This is a genomic window from Nonomuraea thailandensis (assembly GCF_024172165.1).
In the GTDB taxonomy this organism is placed as follows: domain Bacteria; phylum Actinomycetota; class Actinomycetes; order Streptosporangiales; family Streptosporangiaceae; genus Nonomuraea; species Nonomuraea thailandensis.
This window is the reverse complement of the sequence record NZ_JAMZEB010000002.1, coordinates 2,505,308-2,526,877: the sequence shown is the minus strand read 5'-3', so window position 1 is coordinate 2,526,877 and position 21,570 is coordinate 2,505,308. Positions and strand designations below refer to the sequence as shown.

Sequence of the window (21,570 nt, the reverse complement as noted above, 5' to 3'; positions counted from 1 at the left end):
CGAGCTCCTTAACGGGTGGCGGCGTAGGCGGACAGGACGACCGCGGCGGCGGCGTCCGGGTGGGAGGTCATGACGACGTGGGAGGAGCGGATCTCCTTGACCGTGCTGCCGGCGCGCTTGGCCATGAACCGCTGCGCGGCCGGCGGGATCACCTTGTCCTGGGTGGGGATCAGGTACCAGGACGGGATGTTCTTCCAGGCGGGCTCTCCGCTGCCGTCCGACAGGCCGGTGGCGCTGCCGGGCCGCTGGGTGGCGGCCATCGCCCGGGTCCTGTAAGCGGGCAGGTCGGCGGCGAACACCTCGCGGAACTTCTCGGCGGTGATGTAGCCGTCGGTGCCGGCGACGGTGCCGTCGGGCAGCTTGTAGTCGCGGGCCAGCAGCGCGTGGCCCAGCTCGCTGCCGGGGAACTGCCCGGCCAGCTTCAGGGCGCTCTCGCCCTTGTCGGGCGCGAAGGCGCCCAGGTAGACCAGGGCCTTGACGTTGTCGTGGCCGCGGGCGGCGTTGGTGATGACGATGCCGCCGTAGGAGTGCCCGACCAGGATGATCGGGCCGGGGATGGTGTCCAGGACGCTGGAGACGTACGCGGCGTCGCCCGCCACGTCCCGCAGCGGGTTCGCCGGCGCGATCACCGGGAACCCGGCGCCCTGCAACCGGGTGATCAGCTCGTTGAAGCCGGAGGCGTCGGCGAACGCGCCGTGCACGAGCACCACGGTCGGCTTGGCACCGGCGGAGGTCACGGCGGCGGAGGTGGCGGCAGAGGTGGCGGCGGAGGCGGGCGTGACGGTGGCGCTCACGCCGAGCGTCAGCGTCAGGGCGGCGACGGCGAGGCTGAATCCGCTGCGGGTCCGGGACTGGGGGCGGACGGTCATGTCGGGTCTCCTTGGAAGTCGAGCCGTAGTGGCAGCACGAGCATCCGGCGTCCGGCGGAAGGGCTGAATCGGTCAGTTGACTGCATCTGTGGTCACGCCTTCGAGTGCGTCACGCAGTGCGGCCCGCGAGGTGATGCCGAGCTTGGGGAAGATCCGGTACAGGTGGGCGCTCACGGTGCGGGACGACAGGAACAGCCGCTCGCCGATCTCCTTGTTGCTCAGCCCGGAGGCGGCCAGCCTGGCGACCTCCAGTTGCTGGGCGGTCAGGCCGTGCGCGGCGCTGGGCCGCTGCGCGAGCGCCACGCCGGTGGCCCGCAGCTCCTGCTCGGCCCGCTGCTGCCAGGCCGTGGCGCCGACGCCGGCGAACAGGTCGGCGGCCCGCCGCAGCTCGGGCCGCGCCTCGCCCGGCTGCAGACGGCGGCGTTGCAGCTCGCCCAGGGCGAGCCTGACCCGGGCGTGGTCGAACGGCCAGCGTTCGGTCCTCGGCAGCGCGAGAGCCGCCCGGAACAGCGCGACCCCCTCCTCGGGCGGCGCCACCAGTGCCTGGGCGGCCATGACGTGCAGGCGCAGGCGGGGCGCCCGCTCGGCCAGGTGCGCGGCCGCGTCGGCGTGCGCCCTGGCCTCGTTCGTCCTGCCGGTGCGCACCGCCGACTCCACCAGGTCGAAGACCGCCCACGGCGCGAACGCCACGTACGGGGGGATGACGCCCGGCGGGCTGATGCTCGTCCAGTACGCGTAGGCGCTGTCGTAGTCGCCGTGCGCCATCGCGGCCAGCGCCAGGTTGCGGGCCGACAGCGACAGGTGCAGGCCGCTGCCGCGCGGCGCGGCCCACTGCTCGACGGTCCTGCTGTACTCGCGGGCGCTGTCGGCGTCGCCTCGGGCGGCGGCCAGCCAGCCGAGGCTGCAGCGCAGGTCGTGCGCCAGGAGGTCCAGGTCGTGGCGTACACACAGGTCGAGCCCCGAGTTGGCGGCGCTCTCCGCGGCCTCCCACTGCCCGGCCAGGAAGTGGTCGTGCGCGGCCAGCCAGTAGCCGCTGGCGGCGTGCGTCACCGCGCCCTGGCCGCTCTCGCCGTCGATGAGGTCGCGGATGCGGTCCCGGTAGTCCGGCAGCACGTCCATCCAGGTGGCCGCCCGGCACAGCGCGGCCACCCGGCCCGGCGGGGCGTCGGCGGGCAGCGCGTCGAGCGCGGTCCGCACGAGCGCCGCCGATCCCTGGCCGAGGAAGACGTCGTGCAGCAGGCGGACGAGGTCGTCGTCGCAGCCGGTGACCACGCCGCTCACCTCCGCCCATTCCTGCGGATCCTGCGTGTACGAGGCGGCCATCACCCTCACCAGGGTCCCCGCCCCGGGTGTGCCGCGCAGCAGGCGGCGCGCGGCGTCCAGGTCGCCGTTGCGCAGCATGAGGATCTGCGCCTTGGTGGCCAGGGCCCTGGCGGGGTCGTCGAGGTGGCGGCGCGCCTGGTCGAGCAGGCTCTGGGCCAGGTCGAGCTGCCCCGATTCGCCCGCCAGTTCGGCGGCCAGCTCCAGCCGCCCGGCGCGCGCCTCGGGCTCGGGGGTGAGCTCCGCCGCCCGCAGCAGCGCCTTGACGGCCAGCCCGCTGCCGCCGCGCAGGCTCACCGCGCGGGCCGCCTTCTCGATCTCCGCGGCCACCTTCTCGTCCGGCTCGACCGTGGCCGCGGCCAGGTGCCACATGCGCAGCTCGGGATCGGCCCGGTGCTGCTCGGCCAGCACGGTGTGCGCCTCGCGCGTCTCCTCCGGCGAGGCCGTCCTGATGATCGCCGACCTGACCAGCGGGTGGCGGAAGCGCAGCCCGGACGGGGTGGAGTCGCGGGTCACCAGCCCCGCCAGCTCGGCCTCCTGCAGCTCGTACGGCGACAGCTCGGCCCGGTGCTCCAGCCGGTCACCGTCGAGCGCCGCCACCAGCAGCGTGGTGCGGATCCGCGGCGCCAGCTCCAGCAGCCGCCCCGCGAACCCGGTCTCCAGCCGGGTCCGCAGCGACGCGCCGGTGGGCAGCAGCTCCACGCCGACGGACGTCTGCGGCAGCTCGGTGATCGCCAGCGGGTTGCCGGCGGCCTCGTCGAGCACGCGTTCGCGCACCGACGACGGCAGGCCGGGGTGGAGCAGGTCCAGCAGCTGCCCGGCCGCCTCGTCGTCGAGCGGGCCGACCTCCAGCATGCCGATGCCGGGCGTGACGCGCTCGGTGGCGGTCATCGGCCGGCGGGCGAAGATCGCCCGCAGGTCGTACGGCTGCAGCCGCAGCAGGACGAACATCATCACCTCGCGCGTGGGGTGGTCCACCCAGTGCGCGTCCTCCACGGCGATCAGCACCGGCCCGTCCTCGGCCACGGCGGCCAGCACCGCCAGAGACGCCACCGAGATCGCCAGCCGGTCGGGGGGCGGCCCGTCCCGCAGGCCGAGCACCCTGCGTAAGGTGTCGCGGTGGAACGGCTCCACCCGGTCCAGGTACTCCATCACGGGCGCGAAGAGCTGGTGCAGCCCGGCGAAGGCGAGCTGCGCCTCGCTCTCGAAGCCGCTGCCGCCCAGCACCCGCATCCCCTGCCGCCTGGCGTAGGCGATGCCGGCCCGCAGCAGCACCGACTTGCCCACGCCCGGGTCGCCGTGCAGCACGACGTTGGGCAGGGCTCCCGGGGCGCGGTCGATCGCCTGCCGCAGCGTGGCCAGCTCCCTGGCGCGTCCGATGATGTCCATGGTTCGTCTCCTCGGTGCAGTCATTTGACCGATTGCCGTGTCTGCCGCCGGCGGCATGCTGGGCGGGTGGCGCGACTACAGGTGGATAGCGACGTGAGCCTCTGCTACGAGGACGTCGGCGACGGGCCGCCCGTCGTCCTGGTGCACGGCTGGCCGCTGTCGCTCCGGTTCTGGGAGCCCCAGATCGGCCCGCTGGTCGAGGCCGGGCACCGGGTGGTCTGCTACGACCGCCGCGGGTTCGGCGGCTCCAGCCGGCCCTGGCGCGGCTACGACCTGGCCACCTTCACCGCCGACCTGGCGGCGCTGGTCGAGAGCCTGGACCTGACGGGGCTGGCGCTGGTGGGGTTCTCCACCGGCTGCGCCGAGGCGGTCGGCTACGCCGCCTCGTCGGGGCGGGTGGCCCGGCTGGTGCTGGCCAGCCCGGTGCTCTACCCGGACCCGCTCGCGCACGAGCTCCGCGGCGCCTCCCTGCGGTACCGCCTGCCCATGCTCGACGACCTGCTGCTCAGGTTCTTCGCCGTCGGCGGGCACAGCACGCTGGACGAGCCGACACGCCAGTACCTGCTCAGGCATGCCGCCGACGCCTCCCCCAAGGCGACCGCGGACTCGCTGACGGCCTGGAGCGCCGCCGATCCCGGCCCCGGCCTGGCCCGCGTCACCGTGCCCACGCTGATCCTTCAGGGCGAGCAGGACGCGTTCGTCCCTCTGGAGGACAGCGGGGCGCGCGTCGCGCGGGCGATCGCGGGCAGCTCCCTCGTGACGATCCCCGACGCGCCGCACGGTGCTCCGCTCACCCACGTCGAGCAGTGGAATGAGCTCTTGCTGGAGTTCCTGGCGAGATGACGGCACGCGGCGACGGTACGTCGCGCATGACGGACCGGGGTATCAGTCGCGTGACGTATATCCGGGGGCCGCCTGTTCCAGGGCGTCGCGCAGCTGCCCGCGCGAGGTGATGCCGAGCTTGGGGAACGCCCGGTACAGGTGGGTGCTGACGGTGCGGTGCGACAGGTAGAGCTGCTGGCCGATCTCGCGGTTGGACAGCCCGGAGGCGGCCAGCCGGGCGATGTGCAGCTCCTGCGAGGTGAGCAGCTCGGCGGCCGGCGCGACGCGCAGGTCGCTGGTCTCGCCCGCGGCCCGCAGCTCCTGGCGGGCCTTCTCGCCCCAGGCGAGCAGCCCGAGCACGTCGAAGGCGTCGCGGGCGGCGCGCAGCGGCACCCGCGCCTCCTGGATCCGCCGCCGGCGGCGCAGCCACATGCCGTGGGTGAGCAGCAGGCGTGCCCGGGCGGTGGGCCAGCGGGACAGGTCGGCGCCCAGCGCGTCCTGGTAGAGCGCCTCGGCTTCGGCATCGCCCGCCAGCAGCGCCCGGGCGTGCCGGAGCCCCACGTGCAGCAGCGGGGACGGGGTCCTGGCGGCCACCTGCTCCAGCTCGGCCACCGCCCGCCTGGCCGGCTCCGTACGGCCGGCCCCGACGGCGGCCTCCGCCAGCTCGCTGATCACCCACAACCGCCAGATCATGTGGTGGGCGGCGTCACCCGGCTCGAACAGCCGCCACAGGTGCCCGAACGCGTCGTCGTGCCGCCCGGCGCACAACGCGATCACGCCTCTGGCATGCTCGATCAGCGCCGCGACCGCGCTGATGGCGACGGTGCCGAGCACCCGCTCCCCCTCCGCGGCCAGCGCCAGGCCGCGCTCCTCCTCGCCGCGGAGCCCGGCCAGCAGCGCCAGCATGCCGAGGGCGGAGGCCTGCCGGCGCGGCTGCCCGGTCTCGCGGGCCAGGCGCTCGGCCTCCTCCGCGACCAGCACCGCCCCGGCCCAGTCGCCGCAGAAGATCTGCCGCCACACCTGCGTGCTGAGCGCCCGCGTGAGCAGGCCCAGCCTGCCCTGGATGCGCAGGTCGGCGATCGAGCTCTCCATGAAGTCGCCGACCAGGTCGAAGGCGCCGACCGAGCTCGCCGCGACGCCCAGGAGCCTGGTCACGTCCGCGTCCAGCCGGGTGTGGCGGATCTTGGCCAGGCGTTCGATGACGTCCGCGCAGCGTTCCACCGCCCCTGCCGTGGCCAGGGTGACCAGCAGCTCGGGGTCGTCGTCGCCGGCCGCGAGCCGTTCGGCCAGGGCGATGACGCTGCCGCGCTGCTCCCAGCCTGGGTCGCTCCACCAGCAGCGGATGGCCGCGGCCCGGACGAAGCCGAGCGCGAGCTCGCGGTCGCCCGCCGCGTGCGCCGCTTCGGCCGTCGTGACCAGCCGGTGGATCCGCGCGGGGCCGTCGTTGCGCCCCTCGCCGAGCATCTCGCTCAGCCACAGGCCCCTGGCGTGCGGCAGCTCACCCAGGACGGACGGCCTGGCCAGCGCGAGCAGCTCGGCGGCCTGGTCGCCGCGGCCGAGCTCGAAGGCCAGCTCGGCCGCGGTCAGCAGGCGATGGGCGCCCGCTGCCGGCTCCTCGCTGACCTCCGCCGCCCGGCGCAGGGCGGTCACCGCCACCGGGATCGCGCCGCGCTGCCGGGCCCGCGCGGCCACCCCCTCCAGCTCGGTGGCGACGGACTCGTCCCGCTGGGCGATCGCCGCGGCGCGGTGCCAGGCCCTGCGGTCCGGGTCGCGCTCGTGCACCAGCGCCAGCGCGGCGTGGGCCGCCAGCCGATCGGTGCGGCCGGCCTTCTGGTAGATCGCCGAGCGCACCAGGGGGTGCCGGAAGCGCAGGGCCTGCTCGCGCAGCTCCACCAGCCCCGCGTCCACGGCCGGGGCCAGCGCCTCGGCGGTCAGGACCGCGCCCGCCACGATCCCGCCGCCCGCCAGGGCGTCGGCCACGTCGTGGCCGTCGTTGGCCGCGGCCACCAGCAGCAGCGCCCTGGTGTGCGGCGGCAGCTCGGCCAGCCGCACGGCGAAGGCCCGCTCCAGGCGGGCGGTGAGCGGCAGCCACGCCGCCTCGGCCGTGACGGCCCCGGCGCCGAGCGCGAGCGGCAGCTCGACCAGGGCGAGCGGGTTGCCGGCCGCCTCGCTCAGCACGCGCCAGCGCATGCCGACGCTGAGCCCGGCGGCCTGGGCGTCCAGGAGCGCCTCGGCCGCTGCGGACTCCAGGCCGGTCAGCCGCAGCTCGGGGAGGTCGCTGGCGTCCAGGCTGGTGGGATGGCCGTCGCGCAGGGCCATCAGCAGCACGATCGGGTCCGATCGCACCCGCCTGGCCACGAACCCCAGCACCTCGGTGGTGGGCCCGTCCAGCCACTGGACGTCGTCCACCACGATGAGCAGGGGCCGGTCGGTCGCCGTGTCGCCCAGCAGGTTGAGTACGGCGAGCGCGACCAGGAACGGCTCGGGGTCCCCTGCCTCGCTCATCCCGAAGGCGCCGAGCAGGGCCTCGCGCTGGCGGGCGGGCAACTGGCCGGCGGCGCCGAGCATCGGCCGCAGGAGCTGGTGGAGCCCGGCGAAGGGCAGGTGCGTCTCGCTCTGCACCCCGGACGCGGTGGAGACCAGCAGGTTCCCGGCCTCGGCGCGCTCCGTGACGGCGGCCAGCAGGGCCGACTTGCCGATGCCCGCCGCTCCGCGTACGACGAGCGCGGCTCCGCGCTCGTGAACGCCGTCCACGAGCCCTTCGAGTGTCGCGACCTCGCGTTCGCGGCCGAAGAGCGTGCTCACGCGACACCTCCCGCCGCCGCCCCCTTGATCGAATTGTCGCATAAGTACGTCATGTGACGAATGACTGGTGCCTTGACTTCTCCTAGCGTCGGCAGCGCATCGCACCGGCCCTTGGAGCAGTCAATGACCGAACCCGTCCTGGAGCCGGCTGCCCGGGCCTTCGCCGATGCCACCGCGGGCCCTCCGTTCCTGCACGGCATGCCGCTCGCGGCGGGCCGCCGGGCGCTGGCGGAGGTCCAGTGCCCGGACATCCTCGTGCCCGGCGTCACCCGGCAGCCGATCGAGGGGACGCGGCTCACCGTCTTCCGCCCCGGCGACGCCGCGGGTCCGCTGCCCGTGGTGCTCTACCTGCACGGCGACTGGGTCTTCGGCGGCGAGCACGCCCACGGGCGGCTGGCCCGCGAGCTGGCCCGCGAGTCGGGGGCGGCGACGGTGTTCGTCGACTACAGCCTCTCGCCCGAGGCCCGCTACCCCGTCGCGCTCGGCGAGGGGCAGGCGGCACTGGAGTGGGTGCGCGCGCACGGCGGCGCCCACGGGCTGGACGCTTCCAGGATCGCGGTGGCCGGCGGCAACCTGGCCGCCGCGCTCGCCCTGGCCGCCCGTGAGCGCCTGGCGGCGCAGGTGCTGCTGTGCCCGGCCATGGACGCGTCCTGCGGCACCGGCTCCTACCGCGAGTTCGCCGAGGGCTACTTCCTGCGCGCCGACGGCATGCGCTGGCGCTGGGACCAGTACGCCGGGGACGAGGCGCAGCGGGCCGAGATCACCGTCTCGCCGCTGCGGGCTCCGAAGCGCCGGCTCTCCGGGCTGCCGCCCGCCCTGGTCGTCACCGCCGGGGCCGACGTGTTGCGGGACGAGGGCGAGGCGTACGCCGCCGGGCTGCGCGCGGCGGGCGTGCCCGTGACCGCCGTCCGCTACGAGGGCGTCATCCACGGGTTCCTCTCGCTCAACGCGCTGCGCGGCACCCACGCCGCCCAGCGGGCGATCGGCCGGGCCGGGCGCTTCCTGGCCCAGGCACTCGGCACCGCCGGCTGAGGCCGGGCGCACCACCTGCCGAGGCCGTGCACACTGCCTGCTGAGGCCAGGAGGCACGGCCGGGGGCCTCTTGGGTGTGACCGGTCATCCACCGTAAGCTTGGGGTGATCTTCACCGGCTCGCGGCGAGGGAGCGTCCGATCACCACCCCACCCGGCTTCGCTGAGGTGCTGCGCCGCCATCGGCACGCGGCACGCCTGACGCTGGAGCAGCTCGCCGAGGCCTCAGGGGTGAGCGCCCGCACCCTGTCGGACATGGAGCGCGGCCGCAGCAAGGGCCCGCAGCACCGTACCGTCACCGCGCTGGCCGACGCGCTCGGCCTGGCCGACGCCGACCGCAGGCAGCTCATCGAGCTGGCGCGCGAGGGCCGCCTGCGCGATCACTGGAACCGCCCGACCGGGCTGTGCGAACTGCCCCGCTCCGTCGACGACTTCACCGGCCGGTCCCCGGAGCTGGCCTGGATCGACGAGCTGCTGCACGCCGGCGACGCGGGAGTGGGGCTCATCACCGGCTCCGCCGGGCTCGGCAAGACCACGCTGACCGTCCGCGCCGCCCACGCCCTGCGGCCGGGCTTCCCCGGCGGGGTGTACTTCCTCGACCTGTTCGGCATGTCCGCGCAGCCCCTGCCCGTGAACGAGGCGCTGAGCCTGCTGCTGCGCGCACTCGGCAGCACGGAGCAGCAGATCCCGCCGGACGTCGCCGGGCGCGCGTCCCTGTACCGGTCCCTGCTGCGCGAGCGGCGCGCGCTGATCGTGCTGGACAACGCCGCCTCCGAGGAGCAGGTCCGGCCGCTGCTGCCGGGCGGCGGCGCGGGCAAGGCGCTGGTGACCAGCCGCCGCCTGCTGGCCGGGCTCGAAGGGGTACGCAGGCTCGGCCTCGGGCCGCTGCCCCCGATGGAGGCCACGGAGCTGCTGACCGGCATCCTGAAGGAGCGCGGCGCCTCCGACGACGACCCGGCGCTCTGGCAGCTCGCGCAGCTGTGCGGCGGCCTGCCCCTCGCGCTCAGGATCGCCGGGAACCGGCTGGTCAGCAGGCCCGGCTGGAACGCCGCCGACCTCGCCGCCCGGCTGACGAACGAGGAGCGCCGCCTGGACCAGCTCAGCGCCGGCGATCTGAAGATCGCCACCGCGTTCGGGCTGTCCTACGAGCAGCTCGCCGGCTCCACCCGCCGGGTCTTCCGCCGGCTCGCCCTGGTGCCGGGACGCACCTTCGACGCCGCGCTGGCCGCCGTGGCGGGCGGCATGCCGACCGAGGGGGCCTGGGACGCCCTCGACGAGCTCGTCGACCTCGGCCTGCTCCAGGACAGCGCGTCGGGACGCTACCGCTTCCACGACCTGGTACGGCTCTTCGCCCGCGACCGGCTCAGGGCCGAGGAGTCCGCGGCCGAGCGCGAGGCGGTCACCCTGACGGTGACCGAGTGGCTGCTGCGGACGGCCACCAGCGCCGGATGGTGGTTCGGCCTGGGGTCCGGCCGGCGCGACCATGACCGCGCCGGTCCGTCCACCGCGGAGGAGGCCGACCGCTGGCTGCGGGTGAACGTGGACAACTGGCTGGGCGCCCTGCGTCAGGTGGCGAGCCGCGGCGGTCACGCCGCCGTCATCGACTTCGCCATGTCGGTGGTGCACTTCTCCGACCGATGGATGCACGCGGTGCACTGGAGTGACGTCTACACCCTCGGCGTGGAGGCGGCCGCCGCCCTGGGCGACCTGTCCCGGCAGGCCGCGCAGCTGAACGCGCTCGCGTGGGTGCAGCTCACGTCCGGAGGCGACATGGAGGCCGCGCTGCGCCACACGGCGCAGGCGATGGAGCTGGCCGTCCGCGCCGGCAGCACCGAGGAGATCGCCTCGGCCCACCACTTCGCGGCGGGCGCGCTGCGCAGGCTCGGGCGGCTCGACGAGGCCATCGAGGCGCAGAGCCAGGCGGCGGAGCTCTTCAAGGCCGACGGTGACATCGATGCCTACAGCCATTGTCTCGGCTCCCTGGGCTCCTGCCATCGAGACGCCGGCCACTACGAGCAGGCGCTGGAGCAGTACCACCGCCTGTGGGACCTGGTGAACGACGACGCGTCGGGGCTGGCGCCGAGCACCGTGGCGTTCAGCCGGCCGGTCGCGCTGGCCCGCATCGGCGAATGTCTGGGGCTCCTCGGCCAGCGGTCCGAGGCGATCAGCAAGCTCTCCGAGGCGATCGGCCTCCTGGAGCAGGCCCAGTTGCCCGCCGTGCAGGCCGGCGCCCTGGAGACGCTGGCGGCCCTGCTGGCGGAGGAGGGCCGCCCCGGCGAGAGCCGCCAGGCGTACGCGCGGGCGGCCGAGGTGTACGAGGTCACCGGCGACGCCGACGCGAGCAGCCGCTGCCGTGACCTGGCCAACGCCGCCTCCTGACGGTTCTCCGCACTAGTTCTGCGTGCTGTTCTGCGTGGCCCGGCCGCCTCCGCGCGCCTTGGATGGGGTGCACCGGGACAGGCACCGGGCCTGTCCGCCCAGCTCAGGAATGACATGACCGCCATCAGGAACATCGTGCTCGTGCACGGTGACTTCGTGGCCGGATCCGGCTGGCAGGCCGTCCACGACGAGCTGACCAGGGACGGCTTCCGCGTCCACATCGTGCAGATCCCGACCCTGTCGCTGGAGGGCGACGCCGCCGTCACCCGCCGCGTCCTGGACGGCCTCGACGGCCCGGCCGTCCTGAGCGGCCACTCCTACGGCGGGGCCGTCATCAGTGAGGCCGGCATCCATCCCCGGGTCGCGTCGCTGGTGTACATCGCCGCGTTCGCCCCCGACCAGGGCGAATCGGCCGGCGCCCTCGTCACCACCCCGCCCTTTCCCGCTCCCGTGGACGGCCTGCTTCTCCTCGACCGCGACAGGTTCGCCGCCTCGTTCGCCGCCGACCTGCCCGACCAGGTGGCCGCGTCCCTGGCCGGCTCCCAGATCCCGAGCGGCGTGGAGGCGTTCGCCGGGCGGGTCAGCGACCCGGCCTGGCGGCACAGGCCGAGCTGGTACCTCGTCGCGACCGCGGACCGGATGATCCCGCCGCAGGCCCAGCGCAGGATGGCCGAGCGCGCCGGAGCGACGGTCGTCGAGGTCATCGCCAGTCACGCCGTCCACATCTCCCAGCCCGCCGCGGTGGCCGACCTCATCCGCCAGGCCGCCACGACCTCCAGGAGGCATCCATGAAGAAGAGGCCGGTGACCAAGGCCGCCGTGATCGGCACCGCGCTCGAGTTCTACGACCACGCCCTCTTCGGCCTGGGCGCGGCGATCGTCTTCGACAAGCAGTTCTTCCCCGCCGAGACGCCCCTCGCGGGCACCCTGGGCTCCTTCGCCGCTTTCGCCGTCGGATTCCTGGCCCGCCCGATCGGCGGTGTCGTGTTCGGCCACTTCGGCGACCGTACCGGGCGCAAGCCGATGCTGGTCATGACGTTGCTGCTGATGGGGCTGTCCACGGCCGGCATCGGGCTGCTGCCCACCTACGACCAGGTGGGCCTGGTGGCGCCCGTCCTGCTGACGGTGCTGCGGCTGGCGCAGGGGTTCGGCGCGGGGGCCGAGTACGCGGGGGCGCTGGTCCTGGTGGCCGAGACCAGCGATCCGCGCCGGCGCGGGCTGTGGGCCTCGCTTCCCGGCGCGGGCGTGCAGCTCGGCCTCCTGACGGCCACGCTGGTCTTCACCGCGGTCTCGGCGCTGCCGTCGTTCGAGACGTGGGCCTGGCGGCTGCCGTTCCTGCTCAGCCTGGTGGGGGTGGGAGTGGGGCTGTTCCTCAGGTTCCAGGTGCAGGAGTCGGAGCTGTTCGAGCGCGAGCGGGCGCGTGGCGTGAGCCGGTTCCCGGCGCTGGCGGTGTTCAGGAGGCAGCCGCGGGTCCTGCTGATCGCCTTCGCGGCCAACGCCCCGTTCGGTGCGATCGGGTACGTCCTCAACGTCTTCGTGCTGTCGTACGTGACCAGGACGCTCGGCCTGCCCGCCGCGGTCGGGCTGAGCGCCAAGCTGCTGGCCTCGGCGGTGGCGATCGCGGTCACGCCGCTGTTCGGGCTGCTGTCGGACCGGATCGGCCGCCGTCCCGTCTTCCTCGGCGCCGCGCTCTTCCTGTGCGCCTTCGCCTTCCCGATGTTCTGGATGGTCGACACCGGCCACCCCGGGCTGGTGATCCTCGCGATCACGGTGGGGTACGGCGTCTGCGTCGCCGGGATGTTCGCCGTGCTGGCCTCGCTGCTCACCGAGCTGTTCGACACCCGCTACCGCTACAGCGGCGTCGCCATCGCCCGCGAGTGGACGGCGGCGCTGTCCAGCGGCCCCGCCCCGCTCGTGGCGGCCGTCCTGGTGGCGGCCGCGGGCGGCGCGTCCTGGCCCCTCGCCCTGCTGGTGGCGGGCTGCGCGGCGGCCACGGCCTTCGCCGTCCTGCTCGCCCCGGAGACCCGCCGCCGCGACCTGACCGAGAGCGTGGGCAAGTCATCTGCCCGGGCGGGTGCAGTCATCTGACCGATTCCCCGCGGACCGCGAGCACCTAGCGTCGAGACCACCGACAACGACCCGAAAGGTCATGACATGCCCTACGTGAGCACCGCCGACGGCACGCAGATCTACTACAAGGACTGGGGCAGCGGCCGGCCCGTCGTGTTCAGCCACGGCTGGCCGCTGAACGCCGACGCCTGGGACAACCAGCTCCATCTGGTCGCCTCCCACGGCTTGCGCGCCATCGCCCACGACCGGCGCGGCCACGGCCGCTCCAGCCAGTCCTGGCACGGCAACGAGATGGACACCTACGCCGACGACCTGGCCACCCTCATGGACACCCTCGACCTGCGCGAGGCGATCCTGGTCGGGCACTCCACCGGCGGCGGCGAGGTGACCCGCTACCTGGGCCGGCACGGCAGCGCCCGGGTGTCCAAGGCCGTCCTGGTCGGCGCCGTGCCGCCGCTGATGCTCAAGACCGGCGCCAACCCCGAGGGCCTGCCCATCGAGGTGTTCGACGCCATCCGGGCCGGGGTCTCCGCCGACCGATCCCGGTTCTACAAGGAGCTGGCCGTCCCGTTCTACGGCTTCAACCGCGAGGGCGCGCAACCGTCGCAGGGCGTGATCGACGCCTTCTGGCTGTGGAGCATGCAGGTCGGGGTCAAGGGAGCGCTCGACTGCATCAGGGCCTTCTCCGAGACGGACTTCACCGAGGACCTCAAGCGCATCGACGTCCCGACCCTGGTCGCCCACGGGGACGACGACCAGATCGTGCCCTTCGTCGCCAGCGCCCCGCGGACGGCGGAGCTCCTCAAAGATGCCACGCTCAAGGTCTACCCCGGCGCGCCGCACGGCCTGACGGGCGCCTTCGAGCGGGAGTTCGGCGACGACCTGCTCGCCTTCATCAGCCGCTGACGGCCCTGCGCGCGGTCACGGGCTCAGCGCTCGGTGAGCGCCAGCTTCGCGCCGAGGGCCACGAAGGCGGCGCCGAAGCCGCGCCGAAGCCACGTCAGCACCCGGGGGCGGGAGATCACCTGGTTCCTGACGGCGGCGGCGCAGAGCCCGTACCCGGCGAAGACCGCGAACGTCAGCAGCATGAACACCGCGCCGAGCTCCAGCATGCGCGTCAGCGCGGACGGCTCGCCCGCGCTGACGAACTGCGGCAGGAACGCGAAGAAGAAGATCGACAATTTCGGGTTGAGTATGTTGACCAGCACTCCGTCGCCGATCACCCGCAGCGCGGGGCGCGGCTCGGCCTGCCCCTCGACGTTGAGGGCGCCGCGCTCGCGCAGGGTGTTCCAGGCCATGTAGAGCAGGTACGCGACGCCCGCGTACTTGATGACCTGGAAGGCGACGGCGCTGGCGTGCAGGAGGGCGGCCAGGCCGGTCACGGCGGCGGCCAGGTGCGGGACGATGCCGAGCGTGCAGCCGAAGGCGGCCACGACGCCGGCGCGGCCGCCGCGGGTCAGCCCCGCCGCGAGCGTGTAGAGAACCCCCGTGCCGGGGGTGACGACGATGACGAGCGAGGTCAGCAGGAACTCGATGCTCACGGCCGGCGGCCCTTCCCGGGGGAGGTGGTGTCCCCCGGGAGCCAACCAGCCCTCGCCTTCTATGTCAATCCGGACTTTCTATAGAAGGCGGGGGCCACGCGTCGCCCCAGTCCACGTCGCGGGCCTGGCGGTAGAGCCCGCCCTGCCGCTTGGAGACGATCACGTCGCGCAGGCCGTCGCCCTCGGTGCACAGGCGCAGCGAGACCACGCCCTTGCGTTTCTGCGGGTGACGCAGGACCCGGGAGGCCGGGCGCGGCCAGGGGCCGGTGGTGGCGGCGACGTACGAGAACTTCTCGTCCTCGAAACTGAGCGTGCCCGCCTTGATCCGGCGGTGCAGGGACGTCCGGGGCAGGCGCACCGAGAAGTGGCACCAGTCGCGTCCCTCCTGGATGGGGCAGGCGCCGTCGTGCGGGCAGGGGGCGACGATCGTGCGGCCCTGGGCGGCCAGGACGTCGCGGGCCGCGGCGACGGTGGCGTGCCCGGCCGGGGTGCCCGGCTCGATGATGATCACCATGGCGGCCTCCTCGGCCAGCCACTTGACGACGCCCGGGCGGTCGGGCCCGGGGAGCTCGCCCAGGGCGTACGACATGGTGACCAGGTCGGCGGCGGGCCGGTCGAGGCCCGCGCCGATGGACGCCTGCCGCCAGGTCGTGCCCCGCAACGGCGCCGCGCCGCCGCGGGCCAGGCGGCGGCCCAGGTCGATGATGTGCGCGTCGTGCTCGACGACGGTGATCCGCTCGATGGACGGCCAGATCCCGGCCGCCGCCCAGATCGCCGCGCCGGTGCCGCCTCCCGCGTCGAGGTGGCTGCGCGGCTCGAAGCCGGGGGTCAGCATCGCCGCCTGGCGCATGGCGGTGGAGGCGGCGGCGTACGTGGCGGGCATGCGGTAGGCCGCGTAGGCGGTGATGTCGGCGCGCGAGCGCAGGTGGTTGCCACCGGTGGAGACGCCGGCGACGCGGTAGCGCTCGGTGATCCGGGTCACCGCGTCCGACAGCTCCTGCGGCGAGAAGCGGGCCACGGCCTGGTCGAGGGCGGCACTGAGGTCATCGGGGAGCATGGCTGGATTCACCTGACGCGCGGGACGGGGAGAAGGACGGGGAGAAGGACAGGGCTCGACGCAGGGCGTACGGGCATGGAGGCATGCGGAACGGCTCCTCGAAGGCGGTACGTGTAACGGCCGGTTACGCGAGCGACCGCTTCGGACGAGGAGCATTTGCCCACCGGCACGGGCCCGACTGCGGCCGGGCCGACCGGCTAGAGCGTGTGCCCTCGCCATGAAGCGGCGGCACAGACCTTGGCGAGGCGCATACGAACCCCCATCAATCGCGCGAAGACCACCGTGCACATTATCGGCCATGCGGCGCCGTCCGCGGCATCACCCTCCGCGGCCCCTCCCCTGAGGGGGCGTCCCCCTCCGGCTGAAGGGCGTCACCCGCCGGCGGCCTGGCAGCCGGTGCGGAAGAGCCGCCAGAACGCCAGCGCCGAATCCTCGGCGGAACCTCCGTCCGCGACCCAGTGCGCGATCACCCCGACGAGGGCGCCGGCCAGGTAGGCGGCGTGCATGTCCACCGGCACGTCGTCCCAGCCGCAGGGGCGCCGGCCTTCGGCGAAGCGCTGCGTGAGCTCGGCCGTCAGGCGCTCGCGCATCCGGGCGCCGAAGCGGGCGCTGCCGTGGGCCCCGAGCATGCGCCGGTACATCCCGGCGTTGACGGCCACGTGCTCGAACAGCTCGACCAGCGGGAGGGGCGCCCGGTCGCGGGGGGCGTCGAGCGGGCACAGGGCGGCGGCCCTGGCGACGGCCGTGACGGCGTCGTCCATGGCATCGGTGATCAGGGAGTCGACGTCGGAATAGTGCAGGTAGACCGTCGCCCGGTTCACCTCGGCGCGCTTGGCCAGCGCGGACATCGTGATGGTGGCGAGCTCCTGCTGCAGCGCCAGCTCCAGCACGGCCGCCTTGAGCCGGGCACGGGTGCGCTGGGCGCGTGGATCATCCGGGTTCACGCCTCCACTATACGACACACATCGCTTATGCGACAGGTGTTGACTATTCGACATTTGTCGCATACTTTGATGGCATGAGAGTGGAGATTTGGGCGGACGTCGTCTGCGGATGGGCTCACATCGGGAAGCGCCGACTGGAGAAGGCGCTGGCCTCCTGGGAGGGGGAGCCGGTCGAGGTGGTCTGGCGGCCGTACCGGATCGATCCGTCGGCGCCCGCGCGGGCCGTCCCCATGGCGGACCTCCTGCGTGACCCCGTGGCCGACGAGGCGCTGCGTGCCTGCGCGCCCGGCCTGTCCCCCACGGAGAACCGGGCGCGGGTGGCCGGGGTGGCCGCCGCCGAAGGGCTCGGCGAGCAGTGGGGCTCCGAGTGGCGGGCCAGCACGCTGGAGGCGCACCGGCTGATCGCGCTGGCGTACGAGAAGGGCGGGGCCGAGCTGCAGGACCGCGTGGTGGAGCGGGTGTTGCGGGCGCACTTCGTGGACGTCCAGGACATCAGCGACCTCGCCGTCCTGACCGCCATCGCCGCCGAGGCGGGGCTGGCGGAGGAGGCCGGCTACACCGGCGAGCCCTCCCTGGAGACCCTGCCGGGGGCCGAGCTGGTGCGCGAGCTGCTGCTCGTCGGCAAGGCCAAGGGCGTGCGGACCTCGCCCACGATCGTGGCGAACGGGCTCGCGCTGGAGGGCGCGCAGCCGCCCGAGGCGCTGCGGGAGTTCCTCGAGGACGCCGCGCGGCACACGCCCCGGCGGCTGCCCGCCGAGGTGGAGCGGCTGCGCCTCGCGGAGTCGCTGCTCGACCAGCGCGACCCCCTGGGCACGCTGACCCTGCTGCGGCCGCTGATGGCCGAGCACGGCGACGATCGGGGTGTGCGGCTGCTGGCGGCGCGGGCGTACTTCGCCTCGGCCCAGCTCAACCGGGCGCGTACGGCGCTGGAGTCGCTGGTGGCCGAGTCGCCGGACGACTCCTACGCCCGTCACCTGCTGGGCCGTACCCTGCAGCGCCAGGGGCGGCACGAGGAGGCCGCCTCCCACCTCACCCTGGCCGCCGCCATGACCCCGGACTACGGCACCGACTGACCCGCACGGGACCGACGCCCGGCCGGCGCCGGTCGTCCGCGAGCCACACGCGGGGGCTTGCCGGGGGCCGGTGCCGCCGGCGCGGGTCGCGGGTGGCGAAGGGCTGTGCCCGTGGCGAACACCTGCCCGGCACCCCCCGCCACCCCGCTAACGTGCAAGTCGTGGACGATCTCGACCTCGCATACGAGGAGGCGGGCCCGCCGGCGCCTCCGGGCACCGTCGTGCTGCTGCACGCGGGAGTGGCCGACATGCGCATGTGGGAGCACCAGTTCGCCGCGCTGTCCGAGCGTTACCGGGTGATCCGCTACGACTGGCGCGGCCACGGCAGATCCGGCGACGCAGGCGGCGAGGTCTGCCACCACGAGGACCTGCTCGCCCTCATGGACGCCCTGGGCGTGGACCGGGCGGCGCTGGTGGGCTGCTCGATGGGCGGCGCGTACGCGGTCGAGGCCGCTCTCGCCGCACCCGACCGGGTCGCCGCGCTCGCCCTGATCTGCTCGGGTCTGTCCGGTCACCAGTGGCCGCGCGAGATGCTGGAACAGGCCGCCGAGCGCGTCCACTCCTCGGTGCCACCCGACCGCCTGGCCCGCTACCGCGCGGGAACCGCCGACCACGTGGACCCCGCCGACGTGCGAGCGATGGCGGAGGCGCACACCCTCTGGCAGGTCGCGGGGCCCGAGCGCAGCCGTGACGCGCTGCCGGAGCCGGTGTGGGACGCGGCCGTGGAGATGTGCCGGCTGGTGTTCGAACGCGCCTGGACCGGCCCCAGGTCCGCCGAACGCCGGCTCGTCCCGCCCGCCGCCACCCGCCTGCCCGAGGTGAGCGCCCCCACGCTGGTGATCAACGGGCTGTCGGACGTGCCGGGCATCCAGGAGGTGTCGGCGCTGCTGTCGGAAGGCATCCCGGGCGCCCGCCGCCTCGACCTCCCCGAAACCGGCCATCTCCCGCCCCTGGAGCGCCCACGGCAGGTGACCGACGCCCTGACGACCTTCCTGCGGGACGTCTTCGCCACCTGACCAGCCCGCTCGCACCGCAGCGCGCCCACCGAGGGCAGCCACTCGGCCGTCAGTTGCGCGTCCACCAGGTTGTCCAGCACCAGCAGGCATCGCTCTCGCTGCGCGCCGAGCCACTCCTTCAGGCGTTGCGCCCCCTGCTCGGCGTCCTCCCCCGGCACGGTGATGCCGGCGGTGCGGGCGGCCGCGTCCATCCCCGACAGGAGCAGGTCACGGCTCTCCGCGTGCACCCACGCCACCAGTGGCCACCCTTGCTCCGCGCGAGCACGCGCGTAGGCCGCCGCGAGCTGTGTCTTGCCCACGCCACGCGGACCCGTGAGCACGCTGACCGCCACCGACTGGTCCGGCCCCACGGCCGACTCCAGCACCGCCATGAGTTCGGCGCGCCGTTGCAGGGCCGCGGACGCCCGGGGGACGTCTCCCACGACGAGCGCCCCCGCCTCCCCGCTCTGCGGCGGTGGCGCGGGGCGGTGAGGCGCCGAGGCCTTGAGCGTGAGCCATGGCCCGACCGTGAGACACACCATCGCCCCGGCGTACCATGCCGCCTGGGCCCATCCGGGGCCGTCGACCTGGTTGGTGGCCACCCCGCCGCCCACAGTGACGGCGACGCCGGCCAGCGTCAGGCTCCACCGCCGAGCCTTCGTGGCACTCATGCGGCCATCTTCCTCCGTACCGCCGGCGAGCACGACCGGGACGTCAGAAGCCGGGCGGGCTGCCGCAGCAGATGATCTCCGCGATGCGCGGGCCGCCGTTCCGCGCGGCGCTGGGGGCGATCGCGCCGATCCTGGTGTACGACACGGTGGTGACGAACGCGGCGGATCTTGCCCGCTACGCCGCCGTCACCGTGCCGGTCCTCGGCGTCGCCGGCCGGGCCGGCCCGGAGCTCCCGCGCACGACGTCCGGGTAGGTGGCGCGGGCGGTGCCGGGGCGGGGCGGGGCGGCCTGCGCGGCGGGTTCCGCGACGTCGGGGCGGGGCTGCCCGGCGCCGACGTTGATCACGTTCTCCGGCCGGGTGCGGCGGCGGCCCGGCTCGTCATCGGCGGATCATTGCGGGAAAAGCCGGTGTGGCGCTACTGGAAGCCTCAAGATCGCTACGTATAGTGATGGCCGATGGCACTCCGTGATTACAGGGGGAGATCATGAAGAAGAGCCTTATCGCCACCGGCGGGGCGCTGCTCGCCGCGGCCATGCTGTTCGGCACGGCAGGCTCGGCGTCCGCAGGCGACGAGAAGGACTACGCCTGGGCCGAGGAGTGGGCCAAGCGTCCGAAGCACTGCGGCCTGGGCCTGAACGACGACACGACCTACCACCACATCACCAAGCACGGCGTCTTCGCCGGCACCCGCGACTCGGACGTCTGCAAGAAGTCCGACTCCAAGGACTGGTCGGACGACGAGGGCGACGACGACTACGGCTACGACGACTGACGAGAGCTGAGCTTTCGGCGTACGGCTGTCCCGGTACCCGCCCAGCGCGGGGGCCGGGACAGCCGCCGTTCGGGCCCCATGACGGCCCGCCCAGAGCTCGATCGAGTACCCTCGACCCACCTGTACGGCTCCGCCCGTCGCATGATCGGCACGGCTGATATCCTTATGGCGTAAGGAATTGTCCGCCCCGGGAGTTCCGTGTTGGTCGTCTTCGCAGGTCAGGGTGATGCGCGACGGTCGATGGCGCTGCTGTGGCGCAGCGGCGAGGAGCCGGGCGAGGTGCGGCCGGGCCCCAAACCGGGGCTGAGCGTGGACGTGATCGTCGAGGCCGCCATCGAGGTGGCCGACAGCGAGGGCATGGCCGCCCTGTCGATGCGCAAGGTCGGCGAGCGGCTGGGGCGCACGGGCATGGCGCTCTACACGTACGTGCCGAACAAGGGCGAGCTGGTCGACCTCATGTACGACCGCGTGCTGGCCGAGCTGCCCGCCGAGTACGACGTGAGCGCGGGCTGGCGCCCGGCCGTGGCCTCGTGGGCCGAGCACACGCTGGCCTTCTACCTGCGCCACCCCTGGGTGTTGCAGGTGTCGCAGGCCCGGCCGGTGCTGGGGCCCAACGAGTTCGCGACGCTGGAGAGCGTGGTGTCGATCCTGCGCGGCACGGGGCTGGGGCCGCGGCGGACGCGCGGGATGGTGGCGCTGCTGTTCGACTTCGTCCGGGGTGCGGCCAGGACCGTCACGGAGTCGCGGCTGGCTCCCTCGGCGACCGGGGTGTCGGACGAGGAGTGGTGGCGCACGCGCTCGCACCTGCTGGAGGAGGTGGCGCCGGGCTTCACCGACCAGTACCCGATGGTGGCGTGGGTGGAGTCGGAGGACGGCGGGCCCGGCACGGCCGACACGTTCGCGATCGGCCTGGACGTGCTGCTCGACGGCATCGAGAGCGCGGTGGCCAAGGGTTGAGCACAGGCATCCGGCCGGCCCCGGCCACGCGGGGACGGACGTCCGGCTAGCCCCGGCCCGACAGGCGGGCCGCGAGCTCGGCCTCGTCGCGGACGAACCAGAGCTGCTCCCCCCGGTTGGCCTCGGCGATCCAGGCGCGTACCGCGTTGCTGGCGGCGGCGTGCGGGGCGGCGTCGCCCACGATGGCCAGCCCGAGCCGGTAGTTGGCGAACTTCTGCGTGACCTCGCCGGCCACGCCGCTGCTCAGCGTGAAGAAGTCGGCAGGCAGCCGCTCGATGGGCACGGCCACCCAGGTGACGTCGCGCCCCCAGGTCTCTCCGATGAGGTCGAGCACGTCGGCGGTCCCGTTCATGGGCTCGCCGTCGGCGTAGTGGTAGCCGTCGGGCATGGCTGCTCTCCAGGAAGTCGATGACGTGTCGGCGGGCCCGGCCGTTCAGTCGCGCACGAGCGCGTCGATGATGCGCAGCACCTGCGCGCTCTCCTCCAGCCCGCCCAGGACGACGATCTTGAGGTGCTCGCGCTCCTCGTCATAGACGAACTGCACGCGCAGGCCGTTCGGCCGGCCTGTCAGGGAGCCCATGACCATGGTGCTGAGGCGGTCCATGTCGCGCCTGGCGATGCCGTCGATCTGCACGATGCCGGACACCTCGGCGTGACGGGGCCTGGCGGGCGCGCTGACCGGCAGGCCGGTGAACGCCGCGAGGTCCTCCTTGGCGATGCGGTACTGCCTGCCGATGCGCACGGCGGGCAGCCGCCCGTCCCGCACGTAGTTACGCACGGTCTTGACGTGCAGGCCCAGGAGGTCCGCGACCTGCTCCACGGTGTATTGCTCCATAACACTCCCTATTATGCCGTAGACGAGGGAGTAAAAGGGA

General features: G+C 74.0%; 19 protein-coding genes. 11 read left to right on the top strand and 8 right to left on the bottom strand.

The genetic code is table 11. The features are described 5' to 3' along the window. Window positions 1–8 precede the first annotated feature (8 nt). Together HD597_RS15540 and HD597_RS15535 are read right to left on the bottom strand one after the other, a co-directional pair. Window positions 9–869 (bottom strand): alpha/beta fold hydrolase, encoded by an 861-nt coding sequence (locus tag HD597_RS15540; protein WP_253742902.1) that lies wholly within the window; start codon window positions 867–869, stop codon window positions 9–11. A gap of 72 nt (window positions 870–941) precedes the next feature. Further along, window positions 942–3,578, bottom strand: a complete 2,637-nt coding sequence (locus HD597_RS15535) for an AAA family ATPase (protein ID WP_253742901.1) — start codon at window positions 3,576–3,578, stop codon at window positions 942–944. Window positions 3,579–3,671: 93 nt separating this feature from the next. Here HD597_RS15535 and HD597_RS15530 point away from each other — a divergent pair, with 93 nt between their 5' ends. Further along, window positions 3,672–4,421, top strand: coding sequence for an alpha/beta fold hydrolase (locus HD597_RS15530; protein WP_253742900.1), 750 nt, complete (start codon window positions 3,672–3,674; stop codon window positions 4,419–4,421). Window positions 4,422–4,463: 42 nt separating this feature from the next. Here HD597_RS15530 and HD597_RS15525 read toward each other — a convergent pair whose 3' ends face one another. Then, a complete protein-coding gene (locus HD597_RS15525) occupies window positions 4,464–7,205 on the bottom strand; it encodes a helix-turn-helix transcriptional regulator (RefSeq protein ID WP_253742899.1) in 2,742 nt (913 codons plus the stop codon). A gap of 123 nt (window positions 7,206–7,328) precedes the next feature. Here HD597_RS15525 and HD597_RS15520 point away from each other — a divergent pair, with 123 nt between their 5' ends. The 5 genes from HD597_RS15520 to HD597_RS15500 all read left to right on the top strand — a co-directional run bounded on the left by HD597_RS15520 (window position 7,329) and on the right by HD597_RS15500 (window position 13,589). Next, window positions 7,329–8,237 carry an alpha/beta hydrolase gene (locus HD597_RS15520; protein ID WP_253742898.1) on the top strand — a complete coding sequence of 303 codons (909 nt, stop codon included), beginning with the start codon at window positions 7,329–7,331 and terminating at the stop codon, window positions 8,235–8,237. A 166-nt stretch (window positions 8,238–8,403) separates the two neighbouring features. Further along, a complete protein-coding gene (locus tag HD597_RS15515; protein WP_253742897.1) occupies window positions 8,404–10,614 on the top strand; it encodes an XRE family transcriptional regulator in 2,211 nt (736 codons plus the stop codon). A 114-nt stretch (window positions 10,615–10,728) separates the two neighbouring features. Then, window positions 10,729–11,406, top strand: coding sequence for an alpha/beta fold hydrolase (locus HD597_RS15510; protein WP_253742896.1), 678 nt, complete (start codon window positions 10,729–10,731; stop codon window positions 11,404–11,406). Continuing rightward, window positions 11,403–12,701 carry an MFS transporter gene (locus HD597_RS15505; RefSeq protein ID WP_253742895.1) on the top strand — a complete coding sequence of 433 codons (1,299 nt, stop codon included), beginning with the start codon at window positions 11,403–11,405 and terminating at the stop codon, window positions 12,699–12,701. Before HD597_RS15510 ends, HD597_RS15505 begins: the two co-directional genes overlap by 4 nt. A gap of 66 nt (window positions 12,702–12,767) precedes the next feature. Next, window positions 12,768–13,589 (top strand): alpha/beta fold hydrolase, encoded by an 822-nt coding sequence (locus tag HD597_RS15500; protein WP_253742894.1) that lies wholly within the window; start codon window positions 12,768–12,770, stop codon window positions 13,587–13,589. Window positions 13,590–13,612: 23 nt separating this feature from the next. Here HD597_RS15500 and HD597_RS15495 read toward each other — a convergent pair whose 3' ends face one another. From HD597_RS15495 to HD597_RS15485, 3 genes are all read right to left on the bottom strand, one after another. After that, on the bottom strand, window positions 13,613–14,224 hold the full coding sequence (locus tag HD597_RS15495; RefSeq protein WP_253742893.1) for a LysE family translocator: 612 nt from the start codon (window positions 14,222–14,224) through the stop codon (window positions 13,613–13,615). A 64-nt stretch (window positions 14,225–14,288) separates the two neighbouring features. Beyond that, entirely contained in the window at window positions 14,289–15,281 is a 993-nt protein-coding gene (locus tag HD597_RS15490; protein ID WP_253742892.1) for a small ribosomal subunit Rsm22 family protein, read from the bottom strand. Between the two features lie 371 nt (window positions 15,282–15,652). Beyond that, window positions 15,653–16,225, bottom strand: a complete 573-nt coding sequence (locus HD597_RS15485; protein ID WP_253742891.1) for a TetR/AcrR family transcriptional regulator — start codon at window positions 16,223–16,225, stop codon at window positions 15,653–15,655. A 74-nt stretch (window positions 16,226–16,299) separates the two neighbouring features. Between HD597_RS15485 and HD597_RS15480 the strand changes: the two genes are divergently transcribed. The 5 genes from HD597_RS15480 to HD597_RS15460 all read left to right on the top strand — a co-directional run bounded on the left by HD597_RS15480 (window position 16,300) and on the right by HD597_RS15460 (window position 20,695). Then, the gene (locus HD597_RS15480; protein ID WP_253742890.1) at window positions 16,300–17,298 is read left to right on the top strand and encodes a DsbA family oxidoreductase; all 999 of its coding nucleotides are present in this window, start codon (window positions 16,300–16,302) and stop codon (window positions 17,296–17,298) included. A gap of 161 nt (window positions 17,299–17,459) precedes the next feature. After that, entirely contained in the window at window positions 17,460–18,314 is an 855-nt protein-coding gene (locus tag HD597_RS15475) for an alpha/beta fold hydrolase (RefSeq protein WP_253742889.1), read from the top strand. Between the two features lie 733 nt (window positions 18,315–19,047). Then, a complete protein-coding gene (locus HD597_RS15470) occupies window positions 19,048–19,218 on the top strand; it encodes a hypothetical protein (protein WP_253742888.1) in 171 nt (56 codons plus the stop codon). A gap of 232 nt (window positions 19,219–19,450) precedes the next feature. Continuing rightward, the gene (locus tag HD597_RS15465) at window positions 19,451–19,738 is read left to right on the top strand and encodes a hypothetical protein (protein ID WP_253742887.1); all 288 of its coding nucleotides are present in this window, start codon (window positions 19,451–19,453) and stop codon (window positions 19,736–19,738) included. A 201-nt stretch (window positions 19,739–19,939) separates the two neighbouring features. Beyond that, complete coding sequence (locus HD597_RS15460) at window positions 19,940–20,695, top strand: TetR/AcrR family transcriptional regulator (RefSeq protein WP_253759365.1); 756 nt, start codon at window positions 19,940–19,942, stop codon at window positions 20,693–20,695. 46 nt (window positions 20,696–20,741) lie between these two features. On the opposite strand, the gene HD597_RS15455 is transcribed toward HD597_RS15460, so the two are convergent. Both HD597_RS15455 and HD597_RS15450 read right to left on the bottom strand, forming a co-directional pair. After that, window positions 20,742–21,083 carry a DUF4180 domain-containing protein gene (locus HD597_RS15455; protein WP_253742886.1) on the bottom strand — a complete coding sequence of 114 codons (342 nt, stop codon included), beginning with the start codon at window positions 21,081–21,083 and terminating at the stop codon, window positions 20,742–20,744. 45 nt (window positions 21,084–21,128) lie between these two features. Continuing rightward, entirely contained in the window at window positions 21,129–21,530 is a 402-nt protein-coding gene (locus HD597_RS15450; protein ID WP_253742885.1) for a helix-turn-helix domain-containing protein, read from the bottom strand. Window positions 21,531–21,570: the final 40 nt, after the last annotated feature.

Excerpts from the sequence above, each read along its gene's own strand:
- HD597_RS15540 (WP_253742902.1), bottom strand. The coding sequence starts at position 869 with ATGACCGTCCGCCCCCAGTCCCGGACCCGCAGCGGATTCAGCCTCGCC.
- HD597_RS15535 (WP_253742901.1), bottom strand. The coding sequence starts at position 3,578 with ATGGACATCATCGGACGCGCCAGGGAGCTGGCCACGCTGCGGCAGGCG.
- HD597_RS15520 (WP_253742898.1), top strand. The coding sequence starts at position 7,329 with ATGACCGAACCCGTCCTGGAGCCGGCTGCCCGGGCCTTCGCCGATGCC.
- HD597_RS15510 (WP_253742896.1), top strand. The coding sequence starts at position 10,729 with ATGACCGCCATCAGGAACATCGTGCTCGTGCACGGTGACTTCGTGGCC.
- HD597_RS15505 (WP_253742895.1), top strand. The coding sequence starts at position 11,403 with ATGAAGAAGAGGCCGGTGACCAAGGCCGCCGTGATCGGCACCGCGCTC.
- HD597_RS15500 (WP_253742894.1), top strand. The coding sequence starts at position 12,768 with ATGCCCTACGTGAGCACCGCCGACGGCACGCAGATCTACTACAAGGAC.
- HD597_RS15490 (WP_253742892.1), bottom strand. The coding sequence starts at position 15,281 with ATGCTCCCCGATGACCTCAGTGCCGCCCTCGACCAGGCCGTGGCCCGC.
- HD597_RS15480 (WP_253742890.1), top strand. The coding sequence starts at position 16,300 with ATGAGAGTGGAGATTTGGGCGGACGTCGTCTGCGGATGGGCTCACATC.
- HD597_RS15470 (WP_253742888.1), top strand. The coding sequence starts at position 19,048 with ATGCGCGGGCCGCCGTTCCGCGCGGCGCTGGGGGCGATCGCGCCGATC.
- HD597_RS15465 (WP_253742887.1), top strand. The coding sequence starts at position 19,451 with ATGAAGAAGAGCCTTATCGCCACCGGCGGGGCGCTGCTCGCCGCGGCC.
- HD597_RS15455 (WP_253742886.1), bottom strand. The coding sequence starts at position 21,083 with ATGCCCGACGGCTACCACTACGCCGACGGCGAGCCCATGAACGGGACC.
- HD597_RS15450 (WP_253742885.1), bottom strand. The coding sequence starts at position 21,530 with ATGGAGCAATACACCGTGGAGCAGGTCGCGGACCTCCTGGGCCTGCAC.